Source organism: Arthrobacter sp. fls2-241-R2A-200, assembly GCF_030209745.1.
Taxonomy (GTDB): domain Bacteria; phylum Actinomycetota; class Actinomycetes; order Actinomycetales; family Micrococcaceae; genus Arthrobacter.
In genome coordinates this window covers 250129-272337 of the sequence record NZ_JARVRJ010000004.1, presented here as the reverse complement: position 1 = coordinate 272337, position 22209 = coordinate 250129, and the positions used below count along the sequence as shown (strand labels likewise).

Annotated in this window: 19 protein-coding genes and 2 tRNA genes; 18 read left to right on the top strand and 3 right to left on the bottom strand. The window is 62.6% G+C overall.

The window, feature by feature from the left end; genetic code table 11:
* Positions 1-197: 197 nt before the first annotated feature.
* The 11 genes from QRN42_RS05535 (at position 198) to QRN42_RS05485 (ending at position 12313) form a co-directional block, all read left to right on the top strand.
* Entirely contained in the window at positions 198-3029 is a 2832-nt protein-coding gene (locus QRN42_RS05535; protein ID WP_284978293.1) for an ABC transporter permease, read from the top strand.
* On the top strand, positions 3026-3781 hold the full coding sequence (locus QRN42_RS05530; protein WP_284978292.1) for an ABC transporter ATP-binding protein: 756 nt from the start codon (positions 3026-3028) through the stop codon (positions 3779-3781). Before QRN42_RS05535 ends, QRN42_RS05530 begins: the two co-directional genes overlap by 4 nt.
* A gap of 34 nt (positions 3782-3815) precedes the next feature.
* A complete protein-coding gene (gene metG, locus QRN42_RS05525) occupies positions 3816-5375 on the top strand; it encodes a methionine--tRNA ligase (RefSeq protein WP_284978291.1) in 1560 nt (519 codons plus the stop codon).
* A gap of 94 nt (positions 5376-5469) precedes the next feature.
* On the top strand, positions 5470-6522 hold the full coding sequence (locus QRN42_RS05520) for a 3-isopropylmalate dehydrogenase (protein WP_284978290.1): 1053 nt from the start codon (positions 5470-5472) through the stop codon (positions 6520-6522).
* Positions 6523-6635: 113 nt separating this feature from the next.
* Positions 6636-7748, top strand: a complete 1113-nt coding sequence (locus tag QRN42_RS05515) for a branched-chain amino acid aminotransferase (RefSeq protein WP_284978289.1) — start codon at positions 6636-6638, stop codon at positions 7746-7748.
* 96 nt (positions 7749-7844) lie between these two features.
* Positions 7845-8660 carry an MBL fold metallo-hydrolase gene (locus QRN42_RS05510; protein ID WP_284978288.1) on the top strand — a complete coding sequence of 272 codons (816 nt, stop codon included), beginning with the start codon at positions 7845-7847 and terminating at the stop codon, positions 8658-8660.
* Between the two features lie 49 nt (positions 8661-8709).
* Positions 8710-9486, top strand: coding sequence for a fumarylacetoacetate hydrolase family protein (locus QRN42_RS05505; protein WP_284975207.1), 777 nt, complete (start codon positions 8710-8712; stop codon positions 9484-9486).
* 130 nt (positions 9487-9616) lie between these two features.
* On the top strand, positions 9617-11137 hold the full coding sequence (gene gltX / locus QRN42_RS05500; protein ID WP_284978287.1) for a glutamate--tRNA ligase: 1521 nt from the start codon (positions 9617-9619) through the stop codon (positions 11135-11137).
* 11 nt (positions 11138-11148) lie between these two features.
* Entirely contained in the window at positions 11149-11889 is a 741-nt protein-coding gene (locus QRN42_RS05495) for an HAD family hydrolase (RefSeq protein WP_284978286.1), read from the top strand.
* A 142-nt stretch (positions 11890-12031) separates the two neighbouring features.
* Positions 12032-12103: transfer RNA gene (locus tag QRN42_RS05490), tRNA-Gln, on the top strand.
* Positions 12104-12240: 137 nt separating this feature from the next.
* Positions 12241-12313, top strand: a tRNA-Glu gene (locus QRN42_RS05485).
* 121 nt (positions 12314-12434) lie between these two features.
* Here QRN42_RS05485 and QRN42_RS05480 read toward each other — a convergent pair.
* Both QRN42_RS05480 and QRN42_RS05475 read right to left on the bottom strand, forming a co-directional pair.
* Positions 12435-12971 (bottom strand): DUF1697 domain-containing protein, encoded by a 537-nt coding sequence (locus tag QRN42_RS05480; protein ID WP_284978299.1) that lies wholly within the window; start codon positions 12969-12971, stop codon positions 12435-12437.
* Between the two features lie 25 nt (positions 12972-12996).
* Positions 12997-13716, bottom strand: a complete 720-nt coding sequence (locus QRN42_RS05475) for an IclR family transcriptional regulator (protein WP_014922101.1) — start codon at positions 13714-13716, stop codon at positions 12997-12999.
* Positions 13717-13864: 148 nt separating this feature from the next.
* On the opposite strand from QRN42_RS05475, the gene leuC reads away from it, so the two are divergent.
* The 6 genes from leuC to QRN42_RS05445 all read left to right on the top strand — a co-directional run bounded on the left by leuC (position 13865) and on the right by QRN42_RS05445 (position 20485).
* On the top strand, positions 13865-15316 hold the full coding sequence (leuC, locus tag QRN42_RS05470; protein WP_284975210.1) for a 3-isopropylmalate dehydratase large subunit: 1452 nt from the start codon (positions 13865-13867) through the stop codon (positions 15314-15316).
* A 9-nt stretch (positions 15317-15325) separates the two neighbouring features.
* Positions 15326-15925, top strand: a complete 600-nt coding sequence (gene leuD / locus QRN42_RS05465) for a 3-isopropylmalate dehydratase small subunit (RefSeq protein WP_284978285.1) — start codon at positions 15326-15328, stop codon at positions 15923-15925.
* A gap of 231 nt (positions 15926-16156) precedes the next feature.
* Positions 16157-17482, top strand: coding sequence for a UDP-N-acetylglucosamine 1-carboxyvinyltransferase (gene murA / locus QRN42_RS05460; protein ID WP_284975212.1), 1326 nt, complete (start codon positions 16157-16159; stop codon positions 17480-17482).
* Between the two features lie 11 nt (positions 17483-17493).
* Positions 17494-18267 carry a lysophospholipid acyltransferase family protein gene (locus QRN42_RS05455; RefSeq protein WP_284978284.1) on the top strand — a complete coding sequence of 258 codons (774 nt, stop codon included), beginning with the start codon at positions 17494-17496 and terminating at the stop codon, positions 18265-18267.
* A complete protein-coding gene (locus QRN42_RS05450; protein ID WP_284978283.1) occupies positions 18264-19346 on the top strand; it encodes an NAD(P)H-dependent glycerol-3-phosphate dehydrogenase in 1083 nt (360 codons plus the stop codon). Before QRN42_RS05455 ends, QRN42_RS05450 begins: the two co-directional genes overlap by 4 nt.
* Entirely contained in the window at positions 19346-20485 is a 1140-nt protein-coding gene (locus tag QRN42_RS05445) for a D-alanine--D-alanine ligase family protein (protein WP_284978282.1), read from the top strand. Before QRN42_RS05450 ends, QRN42_RS05445 begins: the two co-directional genes overlap by 1 nt.
* 81 nt (positions 20486-20566) lie before the next feature.
* Here the strand turns inward: QRN42_RS05445 and QRN42_RS05440 are convergent, their stop codons facing one another.
* A complete protein-coding gene (locus QRN42_RS05440; RefSeq protein ID WP_284978281.1) occupies positions 20567-21079 on the bottom strand; it encodes a DUF3515 family protein in 513 nt (170 codons plus the stop codon).
* A 100-nt stretch (positions 21080-21179) separates the two neighbouring features.
* On the opposite strand from QRN42_RS05440, the gene QRN42_RS05435 reads away from it, so the two are divergent.
* On the top strand, positions 21180-22193 hold the full coding sequence (locus QRN42_RS05435) for a thiamine-phosphate kinase (protein ID WP_284978280.1): 1014 nt from the start codon (positions 21180-21182) through the stop codon (positions 22191-22193).
* Positions 22194-22209 lie beyond the last annotated feature (16 nt).

Genomic DNA, 22209 nt, shown 5'->3' with positions numbered 1-22209 from the left:
CCGGATCGCGTGCCTGCGACACACCCATAGGCACATAGGAGTGGCCGGTCTGCGTACAATGGCTGGGTCCGTGATTCGGACCCGGCAGCAGGCCGGCCAAAACTTTTTTCGCACATGAGGCCCACGATTCCCACGATCTTTGACGGGAAATCGCGGACCATGTGTGCGTGCCCGCAATCAAGGTCTCAGGGAGCCCAATGAACGCCGTCCAAAGGTTCATCAGAAGCCGTGTGCTGCTGCTGACCGCGGCCATTTTGATCGTCGCAATGTGCCTGTCCGTGCTGGTTCAGAGCCAGTCGCAGGCTGCCCTGAACAGGACAGTCGATCAGAACTCCCGTGGACTCTACGACATCCTCGTCCAAGCGAAGCCGCAGGCAGCCCAAGCGAACGGCGGCCAGTCGCAGGGCGGCGACGGCGGTGCGCTGATCCAGCCGGATATCGCCAACGGCCAGGGTGGAATCAGCTTTGACCAGCTGGACAAGATTCGTGGGATGGGACAGACGGCGGTCGCAGCTCCCATCAGCATGGTGTCCCGCGTGACACAAAACCTGGAAGCGCCCAAGCTCAACGCCATGGATTACCTCGGGTACAACGCAGGCCTTGCCGGAACGGCAACAGCGGGGGACCCTTCAGCTTTGGACGCCAGCAAGTGGCCGGCCGCTGAATCGGTGTTGTCCGACACTCCGAAAAAGTATCGGCTCACGGCCTCAGCCACCAGTTCGGACGGGGTAAACACGCAGACGCTCTTTACGACCAGTGCGGAGGGGACCCTCGGCAAGGGCAAGCTGGTGCAGGAGAAGACTCCCGGTGGCACAAGCGTGCGGATCGCTGGCCCTAACGGCGAAACGGGCATCAAGTTTCCGGATCCTGCCCTGGGGTCCGAACACAACCTCTTCAACCTTTCGGTGGCCCTTCCCATGGCACCAGAGGTGACCGAGTCCGTCGTCGCGGTTGACCCCGCCTCGGAACGGGCCCTTCTTGGCTCTGCCGGTGATTTCCTCGCCCCCCTTGAGAAGGCCCCGCCTGCCGATGCCCGGAATGCCGGAGCCATTGGACGGAGCTTCGAGAACCTTTTCACCACAGGCCTCACCATGGACCAGCTCAACCAGGGCCCCGATTTCCTGGGGGTCAAGCTTAAATATTGGGCACCCCTGATGACGCAGTACCAGCAAGCAAAGCGTGACGGGCTGCTGACGGCTGACTCCCAAGCCATCCCCCTGATCGTTCGGACTGGTACGTCGTTGGACCTGCAGTACTCGGTGAAAATCGAGGAAATCGATGCCAGCGGCAAGGTGACCAAGGACGTTGGTACGGTGACCCGCTCCCTGGATAAGGACTACCTGCCCTTCGTATCCAAGGCACCGTTCGCCCTGAACTGGCCTGGGTCAACCGACCACAGCTCGCTGCTGGGCAATACGGCGTCGTTTGGGCAAGGGCTCTACGATCCCGCTACCTGGAGCACGGCTTTCGCGGCTGCGCCACAGTACAAGGACGGTAACACCGAGGCCAACGGCGCCACCGACAAGAGCGCGACGCCGGGGGACTGGGTAACAGTGAACCGCTTGCCTGAGAAGTCGGCACTGGGTACGCCTGTGGACCAAACGCAACGCAAACCCGTGGACGAACGTTCCTACCGCCAGAACCTCGCCACTGGCAAGAAGCCCGCTACTCCACTTCCGATGGTTTACGGCACCTTCGATCCAAAAGCTGTCCAGGCGGCTGCGGGCGACATCAACAAGCTGCCCCTCGGCGGCTACGATCCCACGCCCATGACGCTGAGCAAGGACGCAGCCGGGAACGCTGCCGGTAACGCGCAGCTGAAGCCATCCCTCAGCGCTACCGGACTGGTGAGCCAGTCCGCGGGTGCGATCACCGACTACTACGGACTGGCCGCGGCCCGTGGATACGACAAGAACGCCAACGTCATCGATGCCGTCCGCGTTCGAGCCAAAGCCGCCGGTAACTGGAAAACGGCGCAGCCGGATGTTGAAAACCTCGCGACGCAAATCCGTGCACTCGGCCTGGAAGCTACGGTTGTTGCCGGCTCCGCACGCGAGGACGCCAATATTTTCGTGCCCGGTTACGGCAAGGACGACGCCGGCAAGGAATCTCCGCTGGGCACGGTCCAGCAGTCCTGGGTCCGGCAGAACGCCGCGGATGCTGTTTCCGGTTCCCTGACGGGAACCAACGTCACGCTTTTGTTCCTGACGCTTTTGGGCGCAACCCTGCTCACGGGTGCTTCGACGGTCAGTTACATCCGTCAGAGACGGAGTGAAGCCGGTATCCTGCGGGCCATGGGCTGGACCCAGAAACGTATCCGGTCCTGGGTTCTTGAAGAGTTCGCCGTGGGTGCCGCCGCTTTGGCTGTTGCCGGGCTGGTGCTTAGCTTGCTGAGTTGGAACCTGGCCACGGTGATCGTGTCCGCGACCATGTTGGTCATTTACGTTGGCGCAGCCCTCTTGGCGGCCCAGCAGCTGCGTCATCGCGTGGTGGTGGACCAAGAGCCGCAGCACGATGAACGCCTGGTACTGGTGGACTCCCCGCTGACGTTTGCCAACCGGCAGCTCACCACCAACCGATTCAACTCGATCTCCTTGGCTGTGGCTGTGGGCGTGTTCGGGGCAGCAGTGGGAGCATTGATTGCCTTGCTCATCGACATTCCACGGACGGCCGGTGCCAGTGCGCTCAGCGGGCTCGCCGCTGCTACGATCTCGCTGCCAAGCCTGATCCTCGCGATCTTCGGCGTGATAGTGGGCCTGCTGCTGACACTCGTGACGGGCCGGTTCGAACTCCATGCCAAGCGTGAGTACCTCGGAACCCTCCGTGCCATGGGGTGGAACCCTGACATGTTGGGGCAGGTGCGGTTCTTTGAGAACGCGCTGGTCGGCACCGTCGCCCTTCCCCTGGGTGTCCTCGGCGCCCTTGGACTAGGCCTGCTCTTGGCCCCCTACGCGACTCTGTGGGCCGGATTAGCCGGCCTGCTGGCCGTAATTTGCTGGATTCCGATTGCAACGAAAGTAGTCAAATGACTGACACTCCCAACCCTGAGCTGACGCCCACTCCGGAATCCACGGAAGAGTCGTTGCAGACACGCGCCAACACGATCGTCAGGGCGACAGACCACGCCACCCCCTTGGAACTGAGCCGGGTCACCATCCATTATGGTGGCGACAAAGGCGGAGCCGAGGAAGTCGACGTCGTCGACGATTTCAATCTCACCCTCCACGCCGGTGAGATGCACTGCGTTGCCGGCCGAAGCGGTTCGGGCAAGACCAGCATCCTCACGGTGAGCGCAGGACTGACGCTGCCGACGTCGGGCACGGTGCTGTGGGAGGGCCAGCCGCTGGACTCCATGGGCGAGGACGAGATCGCCGATCGCCGGCGTGCACTGATCGGCTATGTGGACCAAGGCGGCGCCTTGATCGACGGCATGAGCGCTTTGGAGAACGTTTTGCTTCCGGCCGTGCCGGACGGCGAGGTGGAGCAGCGCACCGAGATGGCCAAGGACCTTTTGGACCTGGTGGGCCTGGGGCGCCGCATGCGCCACCGGCCGGCCCAGCTCTCCGGCGGTGAGCGTCAACGGGTAGCTATCGCGCGCGCCTTGATCCTTGGGACGCGGGTTCTTGTGGTTGACGAGCCGACGGCCAGCCTCGACCGCGCGGCCGCCAACCGCATTATCGGGATCCTCAAGGACACCACCAGCGATGGCATTGCTGTCCTGGTCGCTTCCCACGACCACGAGCTGGTCCGGCTCAGCGATACGCTGACCGAACTTAACTAAGCTATTTCATCCGAAAAAAAGGTAACTTTTTAGAGTGACGTCTGCAGAGAAATCCCCGTTCTACATCACCACCGCAATCAGCTACCCCAACGGCGTGCCGCACATCGGCCACGCCTACGAGGTCATTGCGACCGATGCCATGGCGCGTTTCAAGCGTCTGGATGGCCACGAAGTTTTCTTCATGACCGGAACGGACGAGCACGGACTCAAAATGCAGCAGTCTGCCGAGAAGGAGGGCATTACTGCCAAGCAGCTCGCTGATCGGAACTCCGCTGCGTTCAAGCAGATGAGCCTGGACCTGGGCATCTCCCACGATCGCTTCATCCGGACCACGGACCAGGACCACTACACTGCCTCTCAAGCCCTCTGGAAGAAGATGGAAGCTAACGGGGACATCTACCTCTCCAAGTACGAGGGTTGGTACTCGGTCCGCGACGAAGCGTATTACGTCGAGGATGACACCGTGGTCAAGGACGACGGCGCGCGGTACTCCAAGGAAACGGACACCCTCGTTACCTGGACGGCGGAGGAGAGCTACTTCTTCCGGCTCTCCAATTACCAGGACAAGCTCCTGGCCCTCTACGAGGCGCAGCCCGAATTCGGTGCGCCCCAGTCCCGCTTCAATGAAGTCATCAGCTTCGTCAAGCGCGGCCTGGAGGACCTTTCCATCAGCCGTACCACGTTCGACTGGGGTGTCCCGGTTCCGGGCGACGAGAAGCATGTGATGTATGTCTGGGTCGACGCCTTGACCAACTACCTGACAGGTGTCGGTTACCCGGACGTTGAGTCGGAAGCATTCAAGAAGTTCTGGCCGGCTGACGTTCATGTCATCGGTAAGGACATCTCGCGCTTCCACGCTATTTACTGGCCTGCTTTCCTGATGAGCGCCGGACTTGAACTGCCGCAGCGCGTGATGATCCACGGCTTCCTCACCAACAACGGGATCAAGATGTCCAAGTCCCTGGGCAACGTGGTAGCTCCCCAGGACTTCGTGGCGCAGTACGGGCTGGACCAGTGCCGGTACTTCTTCCTCCGGGAAGTTCCTTTCGGCGCGGACGGCAACTACAACCACGAGGCCATCGTGGGCCGGATGAACTCGGACCTGGCCAATAACTTCGGAAACCTGGCCCAGCGTTCACTGTCCATGGTCGCCAAGAACTGTGAGGGCAAGGTCCCTACGCCCGGGGTGTTCACCGTGGAGGACGAGGCACTCTTGGCCCAGGCCGGTGCGCTGCTGGAAACGGCACGCTCCGCCTTCGACAAGCAGGAATTCAGCCGGGCACTTGAAGCCATCTGGACGGTGCTGGGGGACACCAACGCCTACTTCGCCGAGCAGGCGCCATGGGTACTCCGGAAGACCGACGTTGAACGCATGAACACGGTTCTGTACGTCACTTTGGAGGTTGTCCGGATCGTGGCGATCCTCGCGCAGCCGGTCATGCCGTCGTCGTCCGCGAAGCTCTTGGAGGTCCTCGGCCAACCGGAAGGTGAGCCGCGGCAATTCGCCGCCATCGCCACGCCGATCGTCGCCGGCACGGAACTGCCGGCACCGATACCGGTCTTCCCGCGTTACGAAGAGCCCGCCGAGGTTTAGCCTCCTCTCGGCTGACAGCAAGATCGAGCGTTAGTTTTGTTCGACTGGTGAGACGTTTTTGACCAGCATGTGGATTTCTTGGCTAGATGGATCCATGAGTGCAACGTCGATCAATCTTGCTGTCATCCCGGGCGATGGCATCGGCCCTGAAGTTATCACCGAAGCTATCAAGGTCCTGGAAAAGGCCGTGGCCGCCGAAGGCGTCACCCTTGAGCAGACCCATTACAAGCTCGGCGCCCAGCACTGGCTTGAGACAGGTGAGACGCTGCCGGATGAAGTTCTTGCCGACCTCCGTACCCGGGATGCCATCCTCTTCGGCGCTGTTGGGGCCGCTCCCGGCGATACCCGGATTCCCTCGGGCATCATCGAACGTGAGATGTTGCTCAAACTCCGTTTCAGCCTCGACCACTACGTAAACCTGCGTCCGTCGCGCCTGTACGGTACGGTGGGCAGCCCTTTGGCCAATCCGGGCGCCATCGATTTCGTGGTGGTCCGCGAAGGCACCGAAGGTCCTTACGTCGGCAATGGTGGCACGCTGCGCGGCGGTACTCCGCATGAGGTGGCTACCGAGGTCTCGCTCAATACCGCCCACGGCGTGGAGCGGGTTGTGCGCGACGCATTCCGACGCGCCAGCGAGCGTCCCCGCAAGCACGTGACCCTTGTCCACAAACACAACGTCCTTGTTTTCGCAGGACACCTGTGGAAGCGCACCGTGGAAGCAGTGGCCACCGAATTCCCCGATGTCACGCACGACTACCTCCACATTGATGCGGCAACCATCTTCATGGTGACGAACCCGTCCCGGTTCGACGTCATCGTCACCGACAACCTCTTCGGTGACATCCTCACCGACCTCGCCGCTGCCGTCACCGGCGGCATCGGGTTGGCGGCATCGGGCAATATCAACATGGACCGCACCGCACCGTCCATGTTTGAACCCGTCCACGGTTCGGCGCCGGACATCGCCGGCCAGCAGAAGGCAGATCCCACGGCCGCTATCCTCTCGGCAGTCCTTCTCCTGGACCACCTTGGCTACACCACGGCGGCCCGCAAGATCGAAGCGGCAGTAGTGGCCGACGTCGAAAACCGCACCGGCGAACCGCGCAGCACCGCTGCGATTGGCGACGCCATTGCGGCAGCGCTTTAGGCCTGCCAGCCGGGCGTAAGCTTGTGTTGAATTATTTACCTGCTTCCCTGGTCCATCGTTGAATCAGATCCTTCGGGACAGTTCGGCGCCAGGTAGCTGACAGTGGAGGAATCATGACTCAGACTGCCCATGGCGTCGAATTCAGCCAGCAGCTTTCGGAAACCCCGAAATCTGCTGAGGAGCGTGCAGCCGTCCTGGCGAACCCGGGTTTCGGCGACTACTTCACCGACCACACCGCCGTCGTCGACTATAAGGTAGACGTCGCTGGCGAAGGCGGTTGGCAGAACGCCCGAATCGAACCCTACGGTCCCATTTCGCTGGATCCCTCGGCCGCAGTGCTGCACTACGGTCAGGAGATTTTCGAGGGCCTTAAGGCCTACCGTCACGCCGATGGTTCTGTGTGGACATTCCGGCCCGAGGCCAATGCCGCCCGCCTGAACAAGTCCGCCCGGCGCTTGGCCCTCCCGGAACTTCCCGAGGAGTACTTCATCGGAGCCATTCGCGAGCTGGTGCAGGCGGATCAGGAATGGGTTCCCTCCGGCGATGGCGAAGCCTTGTACCTTCGTCCGTTCATGATTGCCACCGAGGCGTTCCTGGGCGTCCGGGCCGCACGCGAAGTGTCTTTCAGGGTCATTGCATCCCCGGCAGGTAACTACTTCGGCGGCGAACTCAAGCCCGTTTCCATCTGGATCTCCCGTGAATTCGCGCGCGCCGGCCGTGGCGGGACCGGGGCAGCCAAGTGCGGCGGGAACTACGCCGCATCATTGATCGCACAGCAGGAAGCCGAAGCCAACGGTTGCAAGCAGGTGCTCTTCCTGGACCACTTCAATGATGACGCCGTGGAAGAGCTCGGCGGCATGAACGTCTTCTTCGTCATGAAGGACGGCTCGCTGGTGACGCCTGCCCTCAGCGGCACCATCTTGGAGGGCGTCACCCGGATGTCCGTCATCCAGGTAGCCAAGGACATGGGTCGGGAAGTTTCCGAACGCAAGATCACCTTGGATGAATGGCGCGACGGCGTCGCTTCCGGTGAGATCACTGAAGTGTTCGCTTGCGGGACCGCCGCTGTCATCACACCCATCGGCGTGCTCAAAGACGCCACCGAGTTCATCGGGTCCGAGGACGCTACGGCGGGGGAGACCACCATGGCCATCCGCGAACAGCTGTTGGGCATCCAGACCGGCAAGGTCGAAGACACCCACGGTTGGCTGACGCGCCTGGTCTAAGCACCCGCCTGGTCTAGCAAACTTCCCAGCCCAACACGCCCGTTGACGGCCCCTCTGCTCGTGTTTCGAGCGGAGGGGCCGTGCCATTATTGGGTAGTGACTTCTGAATCAACGGCGAGTTCCGGTAATACGCCGGCCGGTGACTCCTCCGGCCTGCAGCGCAGCAGTGAGCTGACCCGCTTCCGGCTTGCGCCCAACCCCGGTCCCATGAGCCTGGACGGCACGAATTCCTATGTCATCAGCGCTCCGGGCTCCAGCCGTGTGGTGATCGTGGACCCGGGACCCGCTGACGAGCACCACTTGGAGGCCTTGGCAGCATCAGGGGTGGTGGAATTGGTCCTCATCACGCACCGCCATGCGGACCACACCGAGGCGTCCGCGCGTTTCCACGAGCTGACCGGCGCCCCCGTTCGTGCCGCATCCGCCGAACATTGCCACGGCGGTGAACCTCTCACAGATGGCGAAGTCCTGGACGCTGCCGGCGTCGAGATCCGCGTTGTGGCCACACCGGGCCATACGTCGGACTCGCTCTGTTTCCACTTGCCGGGGGACGGTCACACCGGCTCCGTCCTCACGGGCGACACCATCCTGGGGCGAGGGACCACCGTTTTGGATTACCCGGATGGACAGCTGAGGGACTACCTCGCTAGTTTGCAGCGCCTCGAGGAGCTGGGCCCTGCGATCCTCCTGCCAGCCCATGGGCCCGTGCTGCCGGCGCTGGATGAGAAGTGCCGTGAGTACCGCGAGCACCGCGAGCAAAGGCTCGATCAAATCCGGGCAGCACTGCAACGGCTTGGCCAGGGCGCGTCCGTAGCTGCGGTCACCGATGCCGTGTACCCCGACGTCGACCCTTCCGTCAGGTGGGCGGCCGAGACGTCCGTAGCTGCGCAGCTGGACTACTTGCGCAACTGAGCTATCCGGCGTCACAGGACATCCGGTGGCTGGCGGTAGGCTTGAGCGCATGCGTATCGCCCGGTTTGTAGTTGATTCTGATCCCCTTTACGGCGTTGTGGAAGGCGAGCCCGGCAGTGAGGAAATCACTGTCATCAACGGCGATCCTTTCTTCAACGGCGTCGTTCCCACCCACGTGAAGCACAAGCTTGAGGATGTCCGGCTCTTGGCCCCCATCATCCCGCGCAGCAAGGTGATCGGCGTCGGGCGGAACTTCGCCGAGCACGCGGCCGAACTGGGCAACGAGGTCCCACAGCAGCCGTTGCTGTTCCTCAAGCCCAACACCTCGGTGATCGGCCCGAACGATCCCATCATCCTTCCTGAGTTCTCCGAGGAAGTTTCCTTCGAAGCTGAGCTGTGCGTGGTCATTGGCCGCATCTGCAAGGACGTTCCCGAAGACCGCGTGGACGACGTCATTTTCGGCTACACCTGCGGCAACGACCTCACGGCCCGCGACGTCCAGAAAACCGACCTGCAGTGGGCGCGTGCCAAGGGCTTCGACACCTCGGCGCCGCTGGGACCGTGGATTGAAACCGAACTGGACCACGAAGACCTGTCCATCCAAGGGCGGCTCAACGGTGAACTTCGCCAGGACGGCAGCACGAACCAGATGATCCGGGGTGTACGCGAACTCGTTTCGATCGTCTCCCACGCCTTCACCCTGCTCCCCGGCGACGTCATCATGACCGGGACCCCGGCAGGTGTCGGTTTGGTCAGTGAGGGGGACCGCTTCGAGGTGGAGATCGAGGGCATCGGCCGGCTCTCCAACCCGGTGGTCCGCCGCTAGGCTCCCAGCCCGAGGCACTAACAGCCACGCCCGACGGCGGTCCGCGCCTTTCCCCGGAAAGGCGCAGGCCGCCGTCGGGCGTTTCAAGCGGGAAACCACCGCAGTGCCAAGCGGTAAAGTTGGAACCACTATGACTACTGCTTCTGCGTCGAATACTGCCTCCAGCGCCATCCCCGCCGTCAACGCCGAGACCCCGGTCCGCGTCCGCTTCTGCCCCTCGCCCACGGGAACCCCGCACGTCGGCTTGATCCGTACTGCCCTGTTCAACTGGGCATACGCACGGCACACGGGCGGAAAGCTGATTTTCCGCATCGAGGACACTGACTCTGCCCGCGACAGCGAAGAGAGCTACCACCAGTTGCTCGACGCACTCAAGTGGCTTGGGATCAACTGGGACGAAGGTGTGGAGGTAGGCGGCCCGCACGAGCCGTACCGCCAGTCCCAGCGAGGTGACATTTACCAGGATGTCATTGCAAAGCTCAAGGCCGGTGGCCACGTCTATGAGTCCTATTCGACGCCCGAGGAGATCGAAGCACGTCACAAGGCCGCTGGCCGTGACCCGAAACTGGGTTATGACGGCTTTGACCGCCACCTGACAGAGGAGCAGCTCGCCCAGTTCAAGGCCGAGGGCCGCGAGGCCGTCCTGCGGCTGCGGATGCCGGACGAGGACCTGACATTCAACGACCTTGTTCGCGGCGAGATCACGTTCAAGGCCGGCTCCGTGCCCGACTTCGCAGTGGTCAGGGCCAACGGCGCCCCTTTGTACACGCTGGTGAACCCGGTGGACGACGCACTCATGGGCATCACCCACGTCCTCCGCGGCGAGGACCTGCTCAGCTCCACCCCCCGGCAGATCGCACTGTACCGAGCGCTTTATGCCATTGGGGTGGCAGAGTACATGCCGGAGTTCGGGCACCTTCCGTACGTCATGGGTCAGGGCAACAAGAAACTGTCCAAGCGCGACCCCGAGTCGAGCCTGTTCCTGCACCGGGAAAGGGGTTTCATTCCCGAGGGCTTGCTCAACTACTTGTCGTTGTTGGGCTGGTCCCTGAGCGCCGACGAGGACATTTTCACGGTGGAGCAGCTCGTGGCCAACTTTGATATCCACGACGTCCTGGGTAACCCGGCTCGTTTCGATATCAAGAAAGCCGAGGCGATCAACGGAACCCATGTCCGGATGCTTGCACCGGAAGACTTCAAGGAACGGCTGGTTCCCTACCTCCGGGCAGCCGGTTTTGTGGGGGAGATCCTGACGCCACGCCAAGAGGAGATCCTGGCCGAAGCAGCCCCGTTGGTTCAGGAGCGAATCACCCTCTTGGGCGAGGCCCCGGAAATGCTGGCATTCCTCTTCAAGGAAGATAGTGCCATCGATGTTGCCGACGACGCCCGCAAGGGCCTCCCGGAGAACTTGGCAGAAGTGCTTGATGCAGCGCTAGCAGCCCTGGAGCCCGTGGAGGACTGGACGGCAGAGAACATCCAGGCAGCACTCAAGCAAGCCCTGGTCGAAGATCTCGGCATCAAGCCCCGAATGGCATTCGGGCCGGTACGTACCGCCATCTCCGGCCGCCGCATCTCCCCGCCGCTCTTCGAGTCCATGGTGATCCTGGGCAAGGATTCCTCACTCGCCCGCGTGCGCGCCTTCCGGGCTTAGTAACGGCAGTCATGGCGATCGCACGTTCCTTCGGAATCATCCGCGGTGTCCTGTTCGACATCGATGACACTTTGGTGGACCTTGAGTACGCCATGACGACCGCCTTGCGCGACGTCAGCGAACATCTCCTGCCCGGCCTTGACCAAGCCGGGTGGGCGAAGTTCGGCCGAATCTTCACCCACGAAACCACCCACTTCTATGACCGCTACCTGGCTGGCGAGTTGACCTTCAACGAACAACGCCTGCTCCGCGGACGTGCGGCGCTGGGCCACTTCGGGGTGGACCTTGGCGACGACGACGAGTCCCAAGCGTGGGTGGCGGCCTACCACCAGCGCCAAACGGCCTACGTCCGGGCCTTTGACGACGTCGGCCCGGTGCTCGATGCCCTTGACGCTGCCGGAATCCCGTATGGAGCCGTCAGTAACAACGTGCACGACTACCAGCGGGCAAAGCTGGATGGGGCGGGTCTGTCAAGGATCAAGGTCTTGGTGGGGACAGACACGGTGGGCGTGCCCAAACCAGACCCCGCCATCTACCGTGAAGGGGTCCGGTTGTTGGGCACCGATGCCGCCCAGACGATGTACGTGGGAGACAACCTGCTCCTCGATGCAGAGGGCGCCACGGCGGCAGGCTTGGTGGGGGTGTGGCTGAACAGGACCTCGCAATCGGCGGAGGGTTTCAGTGGCCGGCAGGTGGAGTCCCTGCTGGGCTTGTTGACCCCCGAATCGGTAGGTTCGTCGCTGGACGTGTGACACAGGCATCTGTGACGCGGCTAACCTCGGTGCGATTTGTGCCGGTAAGAAGACTCGGGTAGAGTCATTACTCGTGCTGAGGGGCACGGAGGAAAAAGCCGCGGTAATCCGGGGCGTTGACCTCCGGTCCGGAAGTCGCCTTTGGGATATGGTGTAATTGGCAACACAACGGTTTCTGGTACCGTCATTCTAGGTTCGAGTCCTGGTATCCCAGCTCTGAAAATCCGCGCCACGGCGCCGGAAGATCAGGAAGTCCGAGTCGCCTGAGCGATTTGGACAAGGGTTGAAAGTGTGAAATACTCATTCAGCTTCTTCGCCGGAAACGGCAAGGTTAGTACAAAAACAGTGCAAGGCCCCATCGTATAGCGGCCTAGTACGCTGCCCTCTCACGGCGGTAACGCGGGTTCGAATCCCGCTGGGGTCACAAATAACCCCCGGAAACCAGCAGGTTTCCGGGGGTTTTTTCTTTGGGTAAAAATGCGGAGCCGGCTTCGTGCCTTAGCGGTTTGAGTCTGTTTCCGTTCGAGTCTGTTTGCGCGCGAGCGTCAGGACGCGGCCGCGGCGTCCCGGACCTTGATCAGGGTCCGCAGGTTCCTCGTGGTGGTGGTCGCCTTGTAACGGGCTTTCGCCGAGACCTTGCTGACAGGGCTTTCGAGGGTGCCACCGGCTGGCGCCAACCAGGCCAGGGCTTCCGGCCCGAGCCGCACTTTCTCGACGCTGCCCACAGCTTGGGCCGCATCCACCAGTTCGTCGAGCATTGCGCTGTCCGAGGCGAGGGTGATGTACGCGTGGGTCGATGGGTCGTCGGCAGGATACGGGCAGGCCTCCACGAGTTCGGCGATCCTGGACGCCGTCAACACCACCACCCAGGCATCGTAGCCAAAGGCTTCCCGCAGGCACTTCTCGAACTGGCCTTTGACGTCGGCAGCACCCAGCCCGGATTGCAACACCACATTGCCGCTGGCCAATAACGTCTTGACCTTGCTGAACGGATAACCGGCCAGTGCGTCTTTGAGGTCCGCCATCTTGATATTGATGCCGCCAACGTTGATACCCCGCAGGAAAACGGCATAGCTGGTCAAGGCCGCTCTCCGCGCGTCAGGCTTGTCAGTCATTGTTCTTCCGGAGTGCCTCGGTAAGGACCCGTGCTGCGTTGCACACAACTTCAGCGTGCAACCGGCCCGGCTGCCTGGTCAGCCGCTCGATCGGACCGGATATCGATACTGCGGCGATGACGCGACCGGACGGCCCGCGTACGGGCGCCGACACGGAGGCGACCCCGGGCTCGCGCTCCCCGAGGCTCTGTCCCCAGCCCCGGCGTCGTACACCTGCAAGGACGGTGGGCGTAAAGCGGGCGTTCTGCAGCCCTTCGAGCAGGCGGTCGTGGTCTTCCCAGGCCAGCAGCACTTGGGCGGCGGAACCTGCCTTCATGGACAGTTGGGTGCCTACCGGAATCGTGTCGCGCAGGCCGATCGGGCGCTCGGCCGATGCCACGCACACGCGCCAGTCGCCTTGGCGGCGGAAGATCTGGGCGCTCTCACCGGTGGCGTCGCGTAGTTGAATGAGGACCGGGCCGGCAGAGGCGATGAGCCTGTCTTCTCCGGCGGCCGAGGCGAGTTCCACCAAGCGGCTGCCCAGAACGAAGCGCCCTTGGATGTCACGGCTCACCAAGCGGTGATGGACCAGTGCCAAGGCCAGCCGGTGGACCGTGGGACGGGCAAGGCCGGTGGCGGCTACAAGCTGCGCGAGAGTGGTTGGTCCGGCCTCGAGGGCATCGAGCACTTGGGCCGCTTTATCGATGACGCCGACGCCACTTGAATTGTCCATGTAATGATATTGCCGTCTCAATATCTGAGATGCAAGTTCTTTCGCTGGCTTATTCCGCGATCATCCTGCTTCAGTGGATAGAGAAACAGTCCCATGCCTCTGAAATCCGGAGAGGCAGGGCACCAGCCGCAGTGAAGGGAGCATGGCCGTGGGAAAGACACTGGCCGAGAAGGTTTGGGACGCACATGTGGTGCGCAAGGGTGATGGCGAAGGAGCCAACGCACAGCCCGACCTTCTCTTCATCGACCTTCACCTTGTTCATGAAGTCACGTCGCCGCAGGCTTTTGAAGGCCTCCGCTTGACCGGCAGGAAGCTGCGCCGGCCGGATCTCACCATCGCCACGGAGGACCACAACACTCCCACGTTGGACATCGACAAGCCTATCGCGGACCTGACCAGCCGTACGCAGATCGAGACCCTGCGTGCCAACTGCAAGGAATTCGGTGTCCGGCTCCACTCCTTGGGGGACAAAGAGCAGGGAATCGTGCACGTCGTGGGTCCGCAATTGGGCCTGACCCAGCCGGGCATGACAGTTGTGTGCGGCGACTCGCACACGTCCACCCATGGCGCATTCGGTGCCTTGGCAATGGGCATCGGCACCTCCGAGGTCGAGCACGTCATGGCCACCCAGACCCTGTCCCTGAAGCCGTTCAAGACCATGGCCATCAATGTCGAAGGCACCCTTCGCCCGGGTGTCACGGCCAAGGACATCATCCTCGCCGTGATTGCCAAGATCGGGACCGGCGGCGGCCAGGGCTACGTTCTTGAATACCGTGGGTCAGCCATCCGTTCGCTGTCCATGGATGCTCGGATGACCATCTGCAACATGTCCATCGAAGCCGGAGCCCGCGCCGGGATGGTTGCACCTGACCAGACCACGTATGACTACATGCACGGCCGGCCGCACGCACCTGAGGGCGCTGAGTGGGATGCCGCCGTCGAGTATTGGAACACGCTGCACACGGACGCCGACGCCGCTTTCGACGCCGAGGTGGACCTCGACGCCGATACCTTGGAACCGTTCGTGACGTGGGGAACCAACCCCGGTCAAGGTGTTTCGCTTTCCGCCAAAGTTCCCTCGCCGGAAGATTTTGGTGACGAGAACGCCAAGGCCGCCGCCGAACGTGCCCTTCAGTACATGGGCTTGGAAGCCGGCACGCCCATGAAAGATATCCGGGTGGACACTGTCTTCCTCGGCTCATGCACCAACTCCCGCATCGAGGATCTCCGGACCGCTGCGGACATCATTCGCGGACGCCAAAAGGATCCCAACGTGCGCATGCTGGTGGTTCCGGGCTCGGCCAGGGTGCGCTTGGAGGCCGAAGCTGAGGGCTTGGACAAAGTCTTCAAGGACTTCGGTGCTGAGTGGCGCTTCGCCGGTTGCTCCATGTGCTTGGGCATGAACCCGGACCAGTTGGAGCCGGGGGAGCGCTGCGCTTCAACGTCCAACCGCAACTTCGAGGGCCGGCAGGGCAAGGGCGGGCGCACGCACCTGGTCTCCCCGGTCGTAGCTGCAGCAACAGCCATACGCGGGACACTCAGTTCACCGTCGGACCTCGAGTCTGCTTCCGCGGGCACGCTGACCGGAATCGCAGTCTAGGAGGACCCCATGGAAAAATTCACCACGCACACCGGAATCGGCGTCCCCCTGCGCCAAAGCAACGTTGACACGGACCAGATCATCCCGGCCGTCTACCTCAAGCGCATCACCCGCACTGGCTTCGAGGACGCCCTGTTTGCCGCTTGGCGGAAGGACGAATCTTTCATCCTGAACCAGGCTCCCTTCCGCTCCGGTTCGGTGTTGGTTGCCGGGCCTGATTTCGGTACCGGCTCATCCCGTGAACACGCCGTCTGGGCCTTGAAGGACTACGGGTTCAAGGCCGTCCTTTCCTCGCGCTTTGCTGATATTTTCCGCGGCAACTCAGGGAAGCAGGGGCTTCTGGCTGCCGAGGTTGCGCAGGACGATATTGAATTGATCTGGAAGGTCCTGGAGAACAATCCGGGTGCCGAGGTCAAGGTGGACCTGGTGTCCAAGACCGTGGAGTGCGGGAACGTGGTGGCCCCGTTCGAGATCGATGACTACACACGGTGGCGGTTGTTGGAAGGCTTGGACGATATTGGCTTGACCTTGCAGCACGAGGAAGACATCACGGCCTTCGAGGCCACGCGGCCGTCCTTCAAACCGAAGACGCTCCCCGCGAAGAGCTAATAAGCAGTAACCTTTGCATATTGGCCCAGGCCACTGCAGAATCGGACCGGTAGGCCCCGTTGATCGCGGGGCCGCCGGTCCCTTTTCGTAGGTGCCCCCAGCGGGTGGGGATCAGCTTCGATCACCCTCACCGGGATCGCGCCGCATTTCAGTTCGGTAACACGAGCTTCTATGCTTAGCTGGAGCCTTTGTAAGTTTGGGGTGCGAGTAGTCGTGAGGAAACCGGTATAGATGAGTAGTGTTCTGACAATCCGCGGTGGCGTCCCGTTGACCGGACAAGTAACCGTCCGCGGTGCCAAGAACCTGGTGCCCAAAGCCATGGTGGCTGCCCTGCTGGGCAGCGAACCATCGGTGCTGCGCAACGTTCCGGAGATCAAGGACGTCGAGGTAGTAACGAGCCTGCTGAAGCTTCACGGTGTCACGGTGGCCAAAGACCCGGAGACCGGCGATCTCACTTTGGATCCCAAGGACGCGAAGACCGCTTCGAGCACGGCCATCGATGCGCATGCCGGTGATTCCAGGATTCCCATCCTGCTGTGCGGGCCCTTGATCCACGCCATTGGTGAGGCCTTCATTCCCGACCTTGGCGGCTGCAAGATCGGTGACAGGCCCATCGACTACCACCTGGATGTGCTGCGCCAATTTGGTGCCGTGGTGGAAAAGCGACCCGGCGGGATCCACATCTCGGCGCCGCACGGACTGCAGGGAGCCAAGATTTCCTTGCCCTATCCCTCGGTGGGTGCCACCGAGCAGGTCCTCCTGAGCGCTACCCGCGCTGAAGGCATCACGGAGCTCAGCGGCGCAGCCACGGAACCGGAGATTGTCGACCTTATCGCCGTCCTGCAGAAGATGGGCGCCATCATCAGCGTCCAGACGGACCGCACCATCCGGATCGAAGGAGTCAAGGACCTGCGCGGTTATAACCACCGCGCCCTTGCTGACCGCAACGAATCGGCGTCGTGGGCTTCCGCTGCCCTGGTGACCCGCGGCGATATCTTCGTCCAGGGTGCCTCGCAGCGGGACATGATGACGTTCCTGAACACGTACCGCAAGGTCGGTGGCGGCATGGATATCGGCGACGACGGCATCCGCTTCTACCACCAAGGCGGCAAGCTCTCACCCTTGGTTTTGGAGACCGACGTGCACCCCGGTTTCATGACCGACTGGCAGCAGCCGTTGGTGGTCGCCTTGACCCAGGCCGACGGTGTTTCGATTGTCCACGAGACGGTCTACGAGAACCGCTTTGGTTTCACGGAGGCCCTGGCGCGTATGGGCGCCAACATCCAAGTCCACCGGGAATGCTTGGGCAGCGTCCCGTGCCGGTTCGGGCAGCGCAACTTCCTCCACTCCGCGGTGATTTCCGGATCCACACCGCTGAGGGGCACCGACATTGACATCCCCGATCTCCGGGGCGGCTTCAGCCACCTCATCGCGGCGCTGGCTGCAACGGGTACCTCCAGGGTGACCGGCATCGACATTATTAACCGCGGATACGAGCGCTTTACCGAGAAGCTGGCCGGCCTGGGCGCCGATTTCGACATCACCAGCACCAAGTAGCGGGGGATCCTTTGAAGGAATCGGCCAAGAGCCGGGCCACGTTTATTCTGCTCGCCGGGCTCGCCCGGCCGTTGATGAACGCCCTGATGGCCAAGAAGTGGGAAGGCACCGAAAAGCTTCCCCCGGGCGGGTTCATTGCCGCGCCCAACCATTGCACGGAAATTGATCCCGTGGTGATCGGCCACCTGGTCTATAACCTCAAGCGTCCACCGCACTTCCTTGCCAAGGCGGGGCTCTTCAAGGTGCCCGTCTTGGGTGCCTTGCTAAGGGCCGCACGGCAGATTCCGGTTGAACGCTCGACGGCGGGCGCGCACCGTTCCCTGCAACTGGCACGCGAAGTGGTGGACGCCGGCGGCGCCATCATCATCTACCCCGAGGGAACGCTGACCCGGGACCCGGACCTCTGGCCCATGAAGGGACACACCGGAGCCGCCCGGCTTGCCCTGCAGACCGGAGCCCCGGTGGTTCCCATGGCTCATTGGGGCGCCCAGGAAGTCTTTCCCCGGTATGCCAAGCGTTTTCATGTCTTTCCGCGGAAGACCGTCAGGGTCCTCGTAGGGGACCCTGTGGACCTGAGTGCCTTCGCCGACCGCCCACTGGACCGGACCACGCTGAATGAGGCGACCGATCTGATCATGGACGCCATCACGGAACTTTTGGCAACGCTTAGGAACGAAACTCCCCCCGCCCAGCGCTGGGACCCCGCCGTGCACCAGCAGTCCAAGCATGGACGGTTCGATGCGCCTGAATCCACCGACGTACCGGAGCAAGAGGGCGGGAAATGACGGGACCGATCACCCAGGGTGAGGGGCTGGGCGAGGGCCTGAGCGAGGGCCACGGGCTGAGCTCCATTGCAGTGCTCGGAGCGGGCTCGTGGGGGACTACCTTTGCCAAGGTCCTGGCCGATGCTGCTTCTGCCACGGGCGTGACCCGGACCATCCGCATTTGGGGACGCCGCCAAGCAGTTGTTGACCAGATCAACTCCCAGCACCGTAATGAGCAGTATCTGAACGGCATCGACCTGCCTCCAGCCATCGAGGCCTCCACGGATGTCGCGGAGGTCCTCCGCGGGGCGGGCCTCGTGGTCCTCGCTGTGCCGGCACAGTCATTGAGGCCGCAGTTGAGCCAGTGGAAGCCGTTTCTCTCACCGGACGCTGTGGTGGTATCCCTGATGAAGGGCCTTGAGCTGGGTACTGACGCCCGAATGAGCGAAGTGATCTCCCAGGAGCTTGGCCTCCCTGAGTCCCGGGTGGCTGTGGTGTCCGGGCCCAACTTGGCCATGGAAATCGCCGGTGAGCAGCCGACGGCGTCGGTGGTTGCCTGCAGTGATCCTGACACCGCCGCAGCGATTGCCCTGTGCTGCACCGCGCCCTATTTCCGGCCTTACACCAGTACCGATGTGGTCGGCGTCGAAATCGGCGGCATCGTGAAGAACGTCATTGCGCTTGCGGTCGGCATCTGCGAGGGCCGGCAAATGGGAGATAACACCAAGGCTTCCGTGATCACCCGTGGCCTCGCCGAGACATCCCGGCTGGCCTTGGCTTTGGGGGGCGAAGCACACACCATGGCCGGACTGGCTGGTCTCGGTGACCTCGTTGCTACCTGCTCGTCGGCCCTTTCACGCAATCACACGGCCGGAAGGCTCCTCGGGCAAGGGCTGAGCCTGGAGCAGGTTGCCGTGCAGATGACCCAGACCGCCGAAGGCATCAAGTCCGGTCCGGCGGTGCGAGAACTCGCTGGCAAACTGAACGTTGAAATGCCCATAACGGCCGCTGTGGTGGCCGTCCTCGAAGGCAAAATGTCCGTTGATGACCTAGGGCCGCGATTGCTGGCCCGGGCCCTGAAGTCTGAAGGCGACTACTGATGGTGACAGAAGAATCCACACCCGCACCTGGACGCCGGCTCCGCGTGGCGATCCTTTTTGGCGGCCGCTCCAGTGAACATGCGGTCAGCTGCGTCACGGCTGCTGGCGTGATGGGCGCGATTGACCAGGAAAAATACGACGTCGTCCCCATCGGCATCGCGAAGTCGGGCCAGTGGGTGTTGGCGTCCGGCGACACCAGCCAGTGGTCCCTGAGCTCCTCGGCACTTCCGGAAGTGCAACCGTCCGGCCAAACGGTGACCCTCGCCGAGGTCGGAGGTACCCATCAGCTCGTGGTGACTGAGCCGAACGCCATTCCCAAGGAACTTGGCTCCGTGGACGTCGTCTTCCCGCTCCTCCACGGCCCATGGGGTGAGGACGGGACAGTCCAAGGCCTCCTCGAGCTCTCGGATACCCGCTATGTCGGTGCCGGTGTTCTCGCTTCAGCGGTGGGGATGGACAAGCACTACATGAAGGTAGTCTTTGAAGCCGCAGGCTTGTCTGTGGGTCCCTACATTGCCGTGACCGACCGGGACTGGCTCACCGATCCCGAGGCGGTTCGGAAGCGGGTGGACAAGCTTGGTTTCCCGGTGTTCGTCAAGCCGGCCCGGGCAGGTTCGTCCATGGGTATCTCCAAGGTTGATTCGATCGAGGACTTGGACGGAGCGATTGAGGAAGCGCGCCGCCACGACTTGAAGCTCGTCATTGAAGCGGGCATCATTGGCCGGGAAATCGAATGCGCCGTCCTGCAAGGACGGGGAATAGCCGCGCCCCGCACATCGATGCCGGGTGAAATTGCCGTTGCTGAGGGTGGCCACCAGTTCTATGACTTCGCAGCCAAGTACGTCGAGGACGGCGCCGCGTCGCTGAGCTGTCCTGCCGACATTCCCGACGAAGCCATCGCCCGGGTCCGCGAACTGGCTGCGGTCGCGTTCGACGCGGTAGGGGGCGAGGGGCTGAGCCGGGTGGACTTCTTCTACACCCCCTCCGGCGAGCTCATCATCAACGAGATCAACACCATGCCCGGGTTCACGCCCAAGAGCATGTACCCGCAGATGTGGGCGGCATCGGGGATGTCCTATGCGGAGTTGATCGATGAACTCCTCCACCTTGCGCTGACGCGCAAGACCGGCCTTCGCTAGCCCCTTGAGGGCAGTGTCTGTGCCGGCTGGAAGTCTCGGGCACAGACACTGTCTTTTTTAGTTTGGTGCTTAGCCTGGTGCTTAGCTTGGTGGAGTGCTGGAACCGGAGGACGGCAGGTTTTGCAGGTCCTCTTGGCCCACGCACTTTCCGGTGGCCTTGATCTTGGACGCCGCAGCAGCCAAGTCCGCGAGGACCGTGGCTGAGCTGATCTTGTTGGGGTCCATCAATATCTCGGTGGCAGGGTTGCGCCCAAATGTCGTCAGGGTGTAGATCGGGTTACCCTCTTTGATGACCCAGTCGACGCCGTTGACGGTGACGCAACGGTCTGTGGTCGGCCCGGGGACATTGACGCCGCATCGCAGGATGACTTGCGACGGGTCTCCCCAAGCGGCAGTGGCCTGGCTGTTGGTCTTGCGCAGGGCAGAATCGCCAATCTGGTCCGGCAGTGCCACCATCATCGCAGCGCAGGCCGGGTTGGCGGCGTCGGCGGCGGCACTGACATCAACGGTGGCTGCACAGCCGGACAGGGCCAGGGCCGACGCAGCCACGAACATCGTGGTCACGGCGGACCGGCGGAGGGTCTTTTGGAGCATCCACCAAGCCTATCCCGCATGGACCTGCCTCGTGATCCTCTCCAAGCCCACCGGCCGAGCCCGGGACTATCGTGTCAGTGGATCGCGATAGCGTAGTGCCGTGCCCGAAGAACAGTTAGCCGTCAGTGACCTTTCAGAGCCCGAACTCCTTGCCCGGATTTTTCCACGGCTTAACTCCAGTTCCAGCATGTTGTTGGGTCCTGGGGACGATGCTGCACTGATCGCGGCACCGGATGGGCGTGCCTTGATCTCCATTGACACCCAAACCCAGGACCAGGATTTCAGGCTTGAGTGGAACAACGGCTACCGGACCACCGGGTTCGACGTCGGGTGGAAAGCGGCCGCCCAAAACCTCAGCGATATCAATGCCATGGGCGGCAGGGCTACCTCCCTTGTAGTGAGCCTGACCCTGCCGCCGGCCACGCCCGTTGGCTGGGTGGAGGAATTCGCTGACGGACTCACCGCGGCGATCGCGGCTTTGGGTGCCGAGGAATGCTCCGTTGCCGGCGGGGACCTTGGCCGGGGCCGCGAAATAACGGTGACTGTCGCCGTCGTCGGGACGCTTTCAGGAGGAGAACCGGTGCTGCGCTCCGGCGCTGTACCCGGCGACGTCGTAGCGGTTGCGGGGACTTTGGGCCGCGCTGCGGCCGGATGGGCGTTGCTGGAGAGCAGCGTGCCTATCGAACGGCTGACCGCAACGGAGCGGGCCTTGATTGATAGGCAGTGCAGGCCTGAGCCACCGTTGCAGGCAGGACCTTTGGCTGCCCGGACGGGCGCCACCGCCATGCTCGATATATCCGATGGGCTTCTCCGGGACGCAGGCCGGCTCGCGAAGGCTTCGAATGTTGTTCTGGATTTCGATCCGAAGGCATTGGCGCTTCATGCCCGGCCATTGGAATCGGCAGCGGTTCTTCTCGGCGTCGAGCCGATGTTTTGGGTTCTTGGCGGGGGAGAAGACCACGGACTCCTTGCCACGTTCCCAGCAGGAATTCAGCTGCCGCAAGGCTTCACTGCGATAGGCTCGGTTCAAGCCGATGTCATGCCGTCAGGCACCGGCGTCCGGATCGCCGGGCAAGCTGCCGACACCGTTGGATGGGATCACTTTGCAGACTAAGATCGCCGCGAATGCG

What these genes read in the sequence shown, in the direction of transcription:
- QRN42_RS05475 (WP_014922101.1), bottom strand. Translation starts at nt 13,716, where the DNA reads ATGGACAATTCAAGTGGCGTCGGCGTCATCGATAAAGCGGCCCAAGTG.
- QRN42_RS05495 (WP_284978286.1), top strand. Translation starts at nt 11,149, where the DNA reads ATGGCGATCGCACGTTCCTTCGGAATCATCCGCGGTGTCCTGTTCGAC.
- QRN42_RS05520 (WP_284978290.1), top strand. Translation starts at nt 5,470, where the DNA reads ATGAGTGCAACGTCGATCAATCTTGCTGTCATCCCGGGCGATGGCATC.
- gltX (WP_284978287.1), top strand. Translation starts at nt 9,617, where the DNA reads ATGACTACTGCTTCTGCGTCGAATACTGCCTCCAGCGCCATCCCCGCC.
- QRN42_RS05440 (WP_284978281.1), bottom strand. Translation starts at nt 21,079, where the DNA reads ATGCTCCAAAAGACCCTCCGCCGGTCCGCCGTGACCACGATGTTCGTG.
- QRN42_RS05535 (WP_284978293.1), top strand. Translation starts at nt 198, where the DNA reads ATGAACGCCGTCCAAAGGTTCATCAGAAGCCGTGTGCTGCTGCTGACC.
- QRN42_RS05505 (WP_284975207.1), top strand. Translation starts at nt 8,710, where the DNA reads ATGCGTATCGCCCGGTTTGTAGTTGATTCTGATCCCCTTTACGGCGTT.
- murA (WP_284975212.1), top strand. Translation starts at nt 16,157, where the DNA reads ATGAGTAGTGTTCTGACAATCCGCGGTGGCGTCCCGTTGACCGGACAA.
- leuD (WP_284978285.1), top strand. Translation starts at nt 15,326, where the DNA reads ATGGAAAAATTCACCACGCACACCGGAATCGGCGTCCCCCTGCGCCAA.
- QRN42_RS05515 (WP_284978289.1), top strand. Translation starts at nt 6,636, where the DNA reads ATGACTCAGACTGCCCATGGCGTCGAATTCAGCCAGCAGCTTTCGGAA.
- QRN42_RS05530 (WP_284978292.1), top strand. Translation starts at nt 3,026, where the DNA reads ATGACTGACACTCCCAACCCTGAGCTGACGCCCACTCCGGAATCCACG.
- QRN42_RS05445 (WP_284978282.1), top strand. Translation starts at nt 19,346, where the DNA reads ATGGTGACAGAAGAATCCACACCCGCACCTGGACGCCGGCTCCGCGTG.
- QRN42_RS05450 (WP_284978283.1), top strand. Translation starts at nt 18,264, where the DNA reads ATGACGGGACCGATCACCCAGGGTGAGGGGCTGGGCGAGGGCCTGAGC.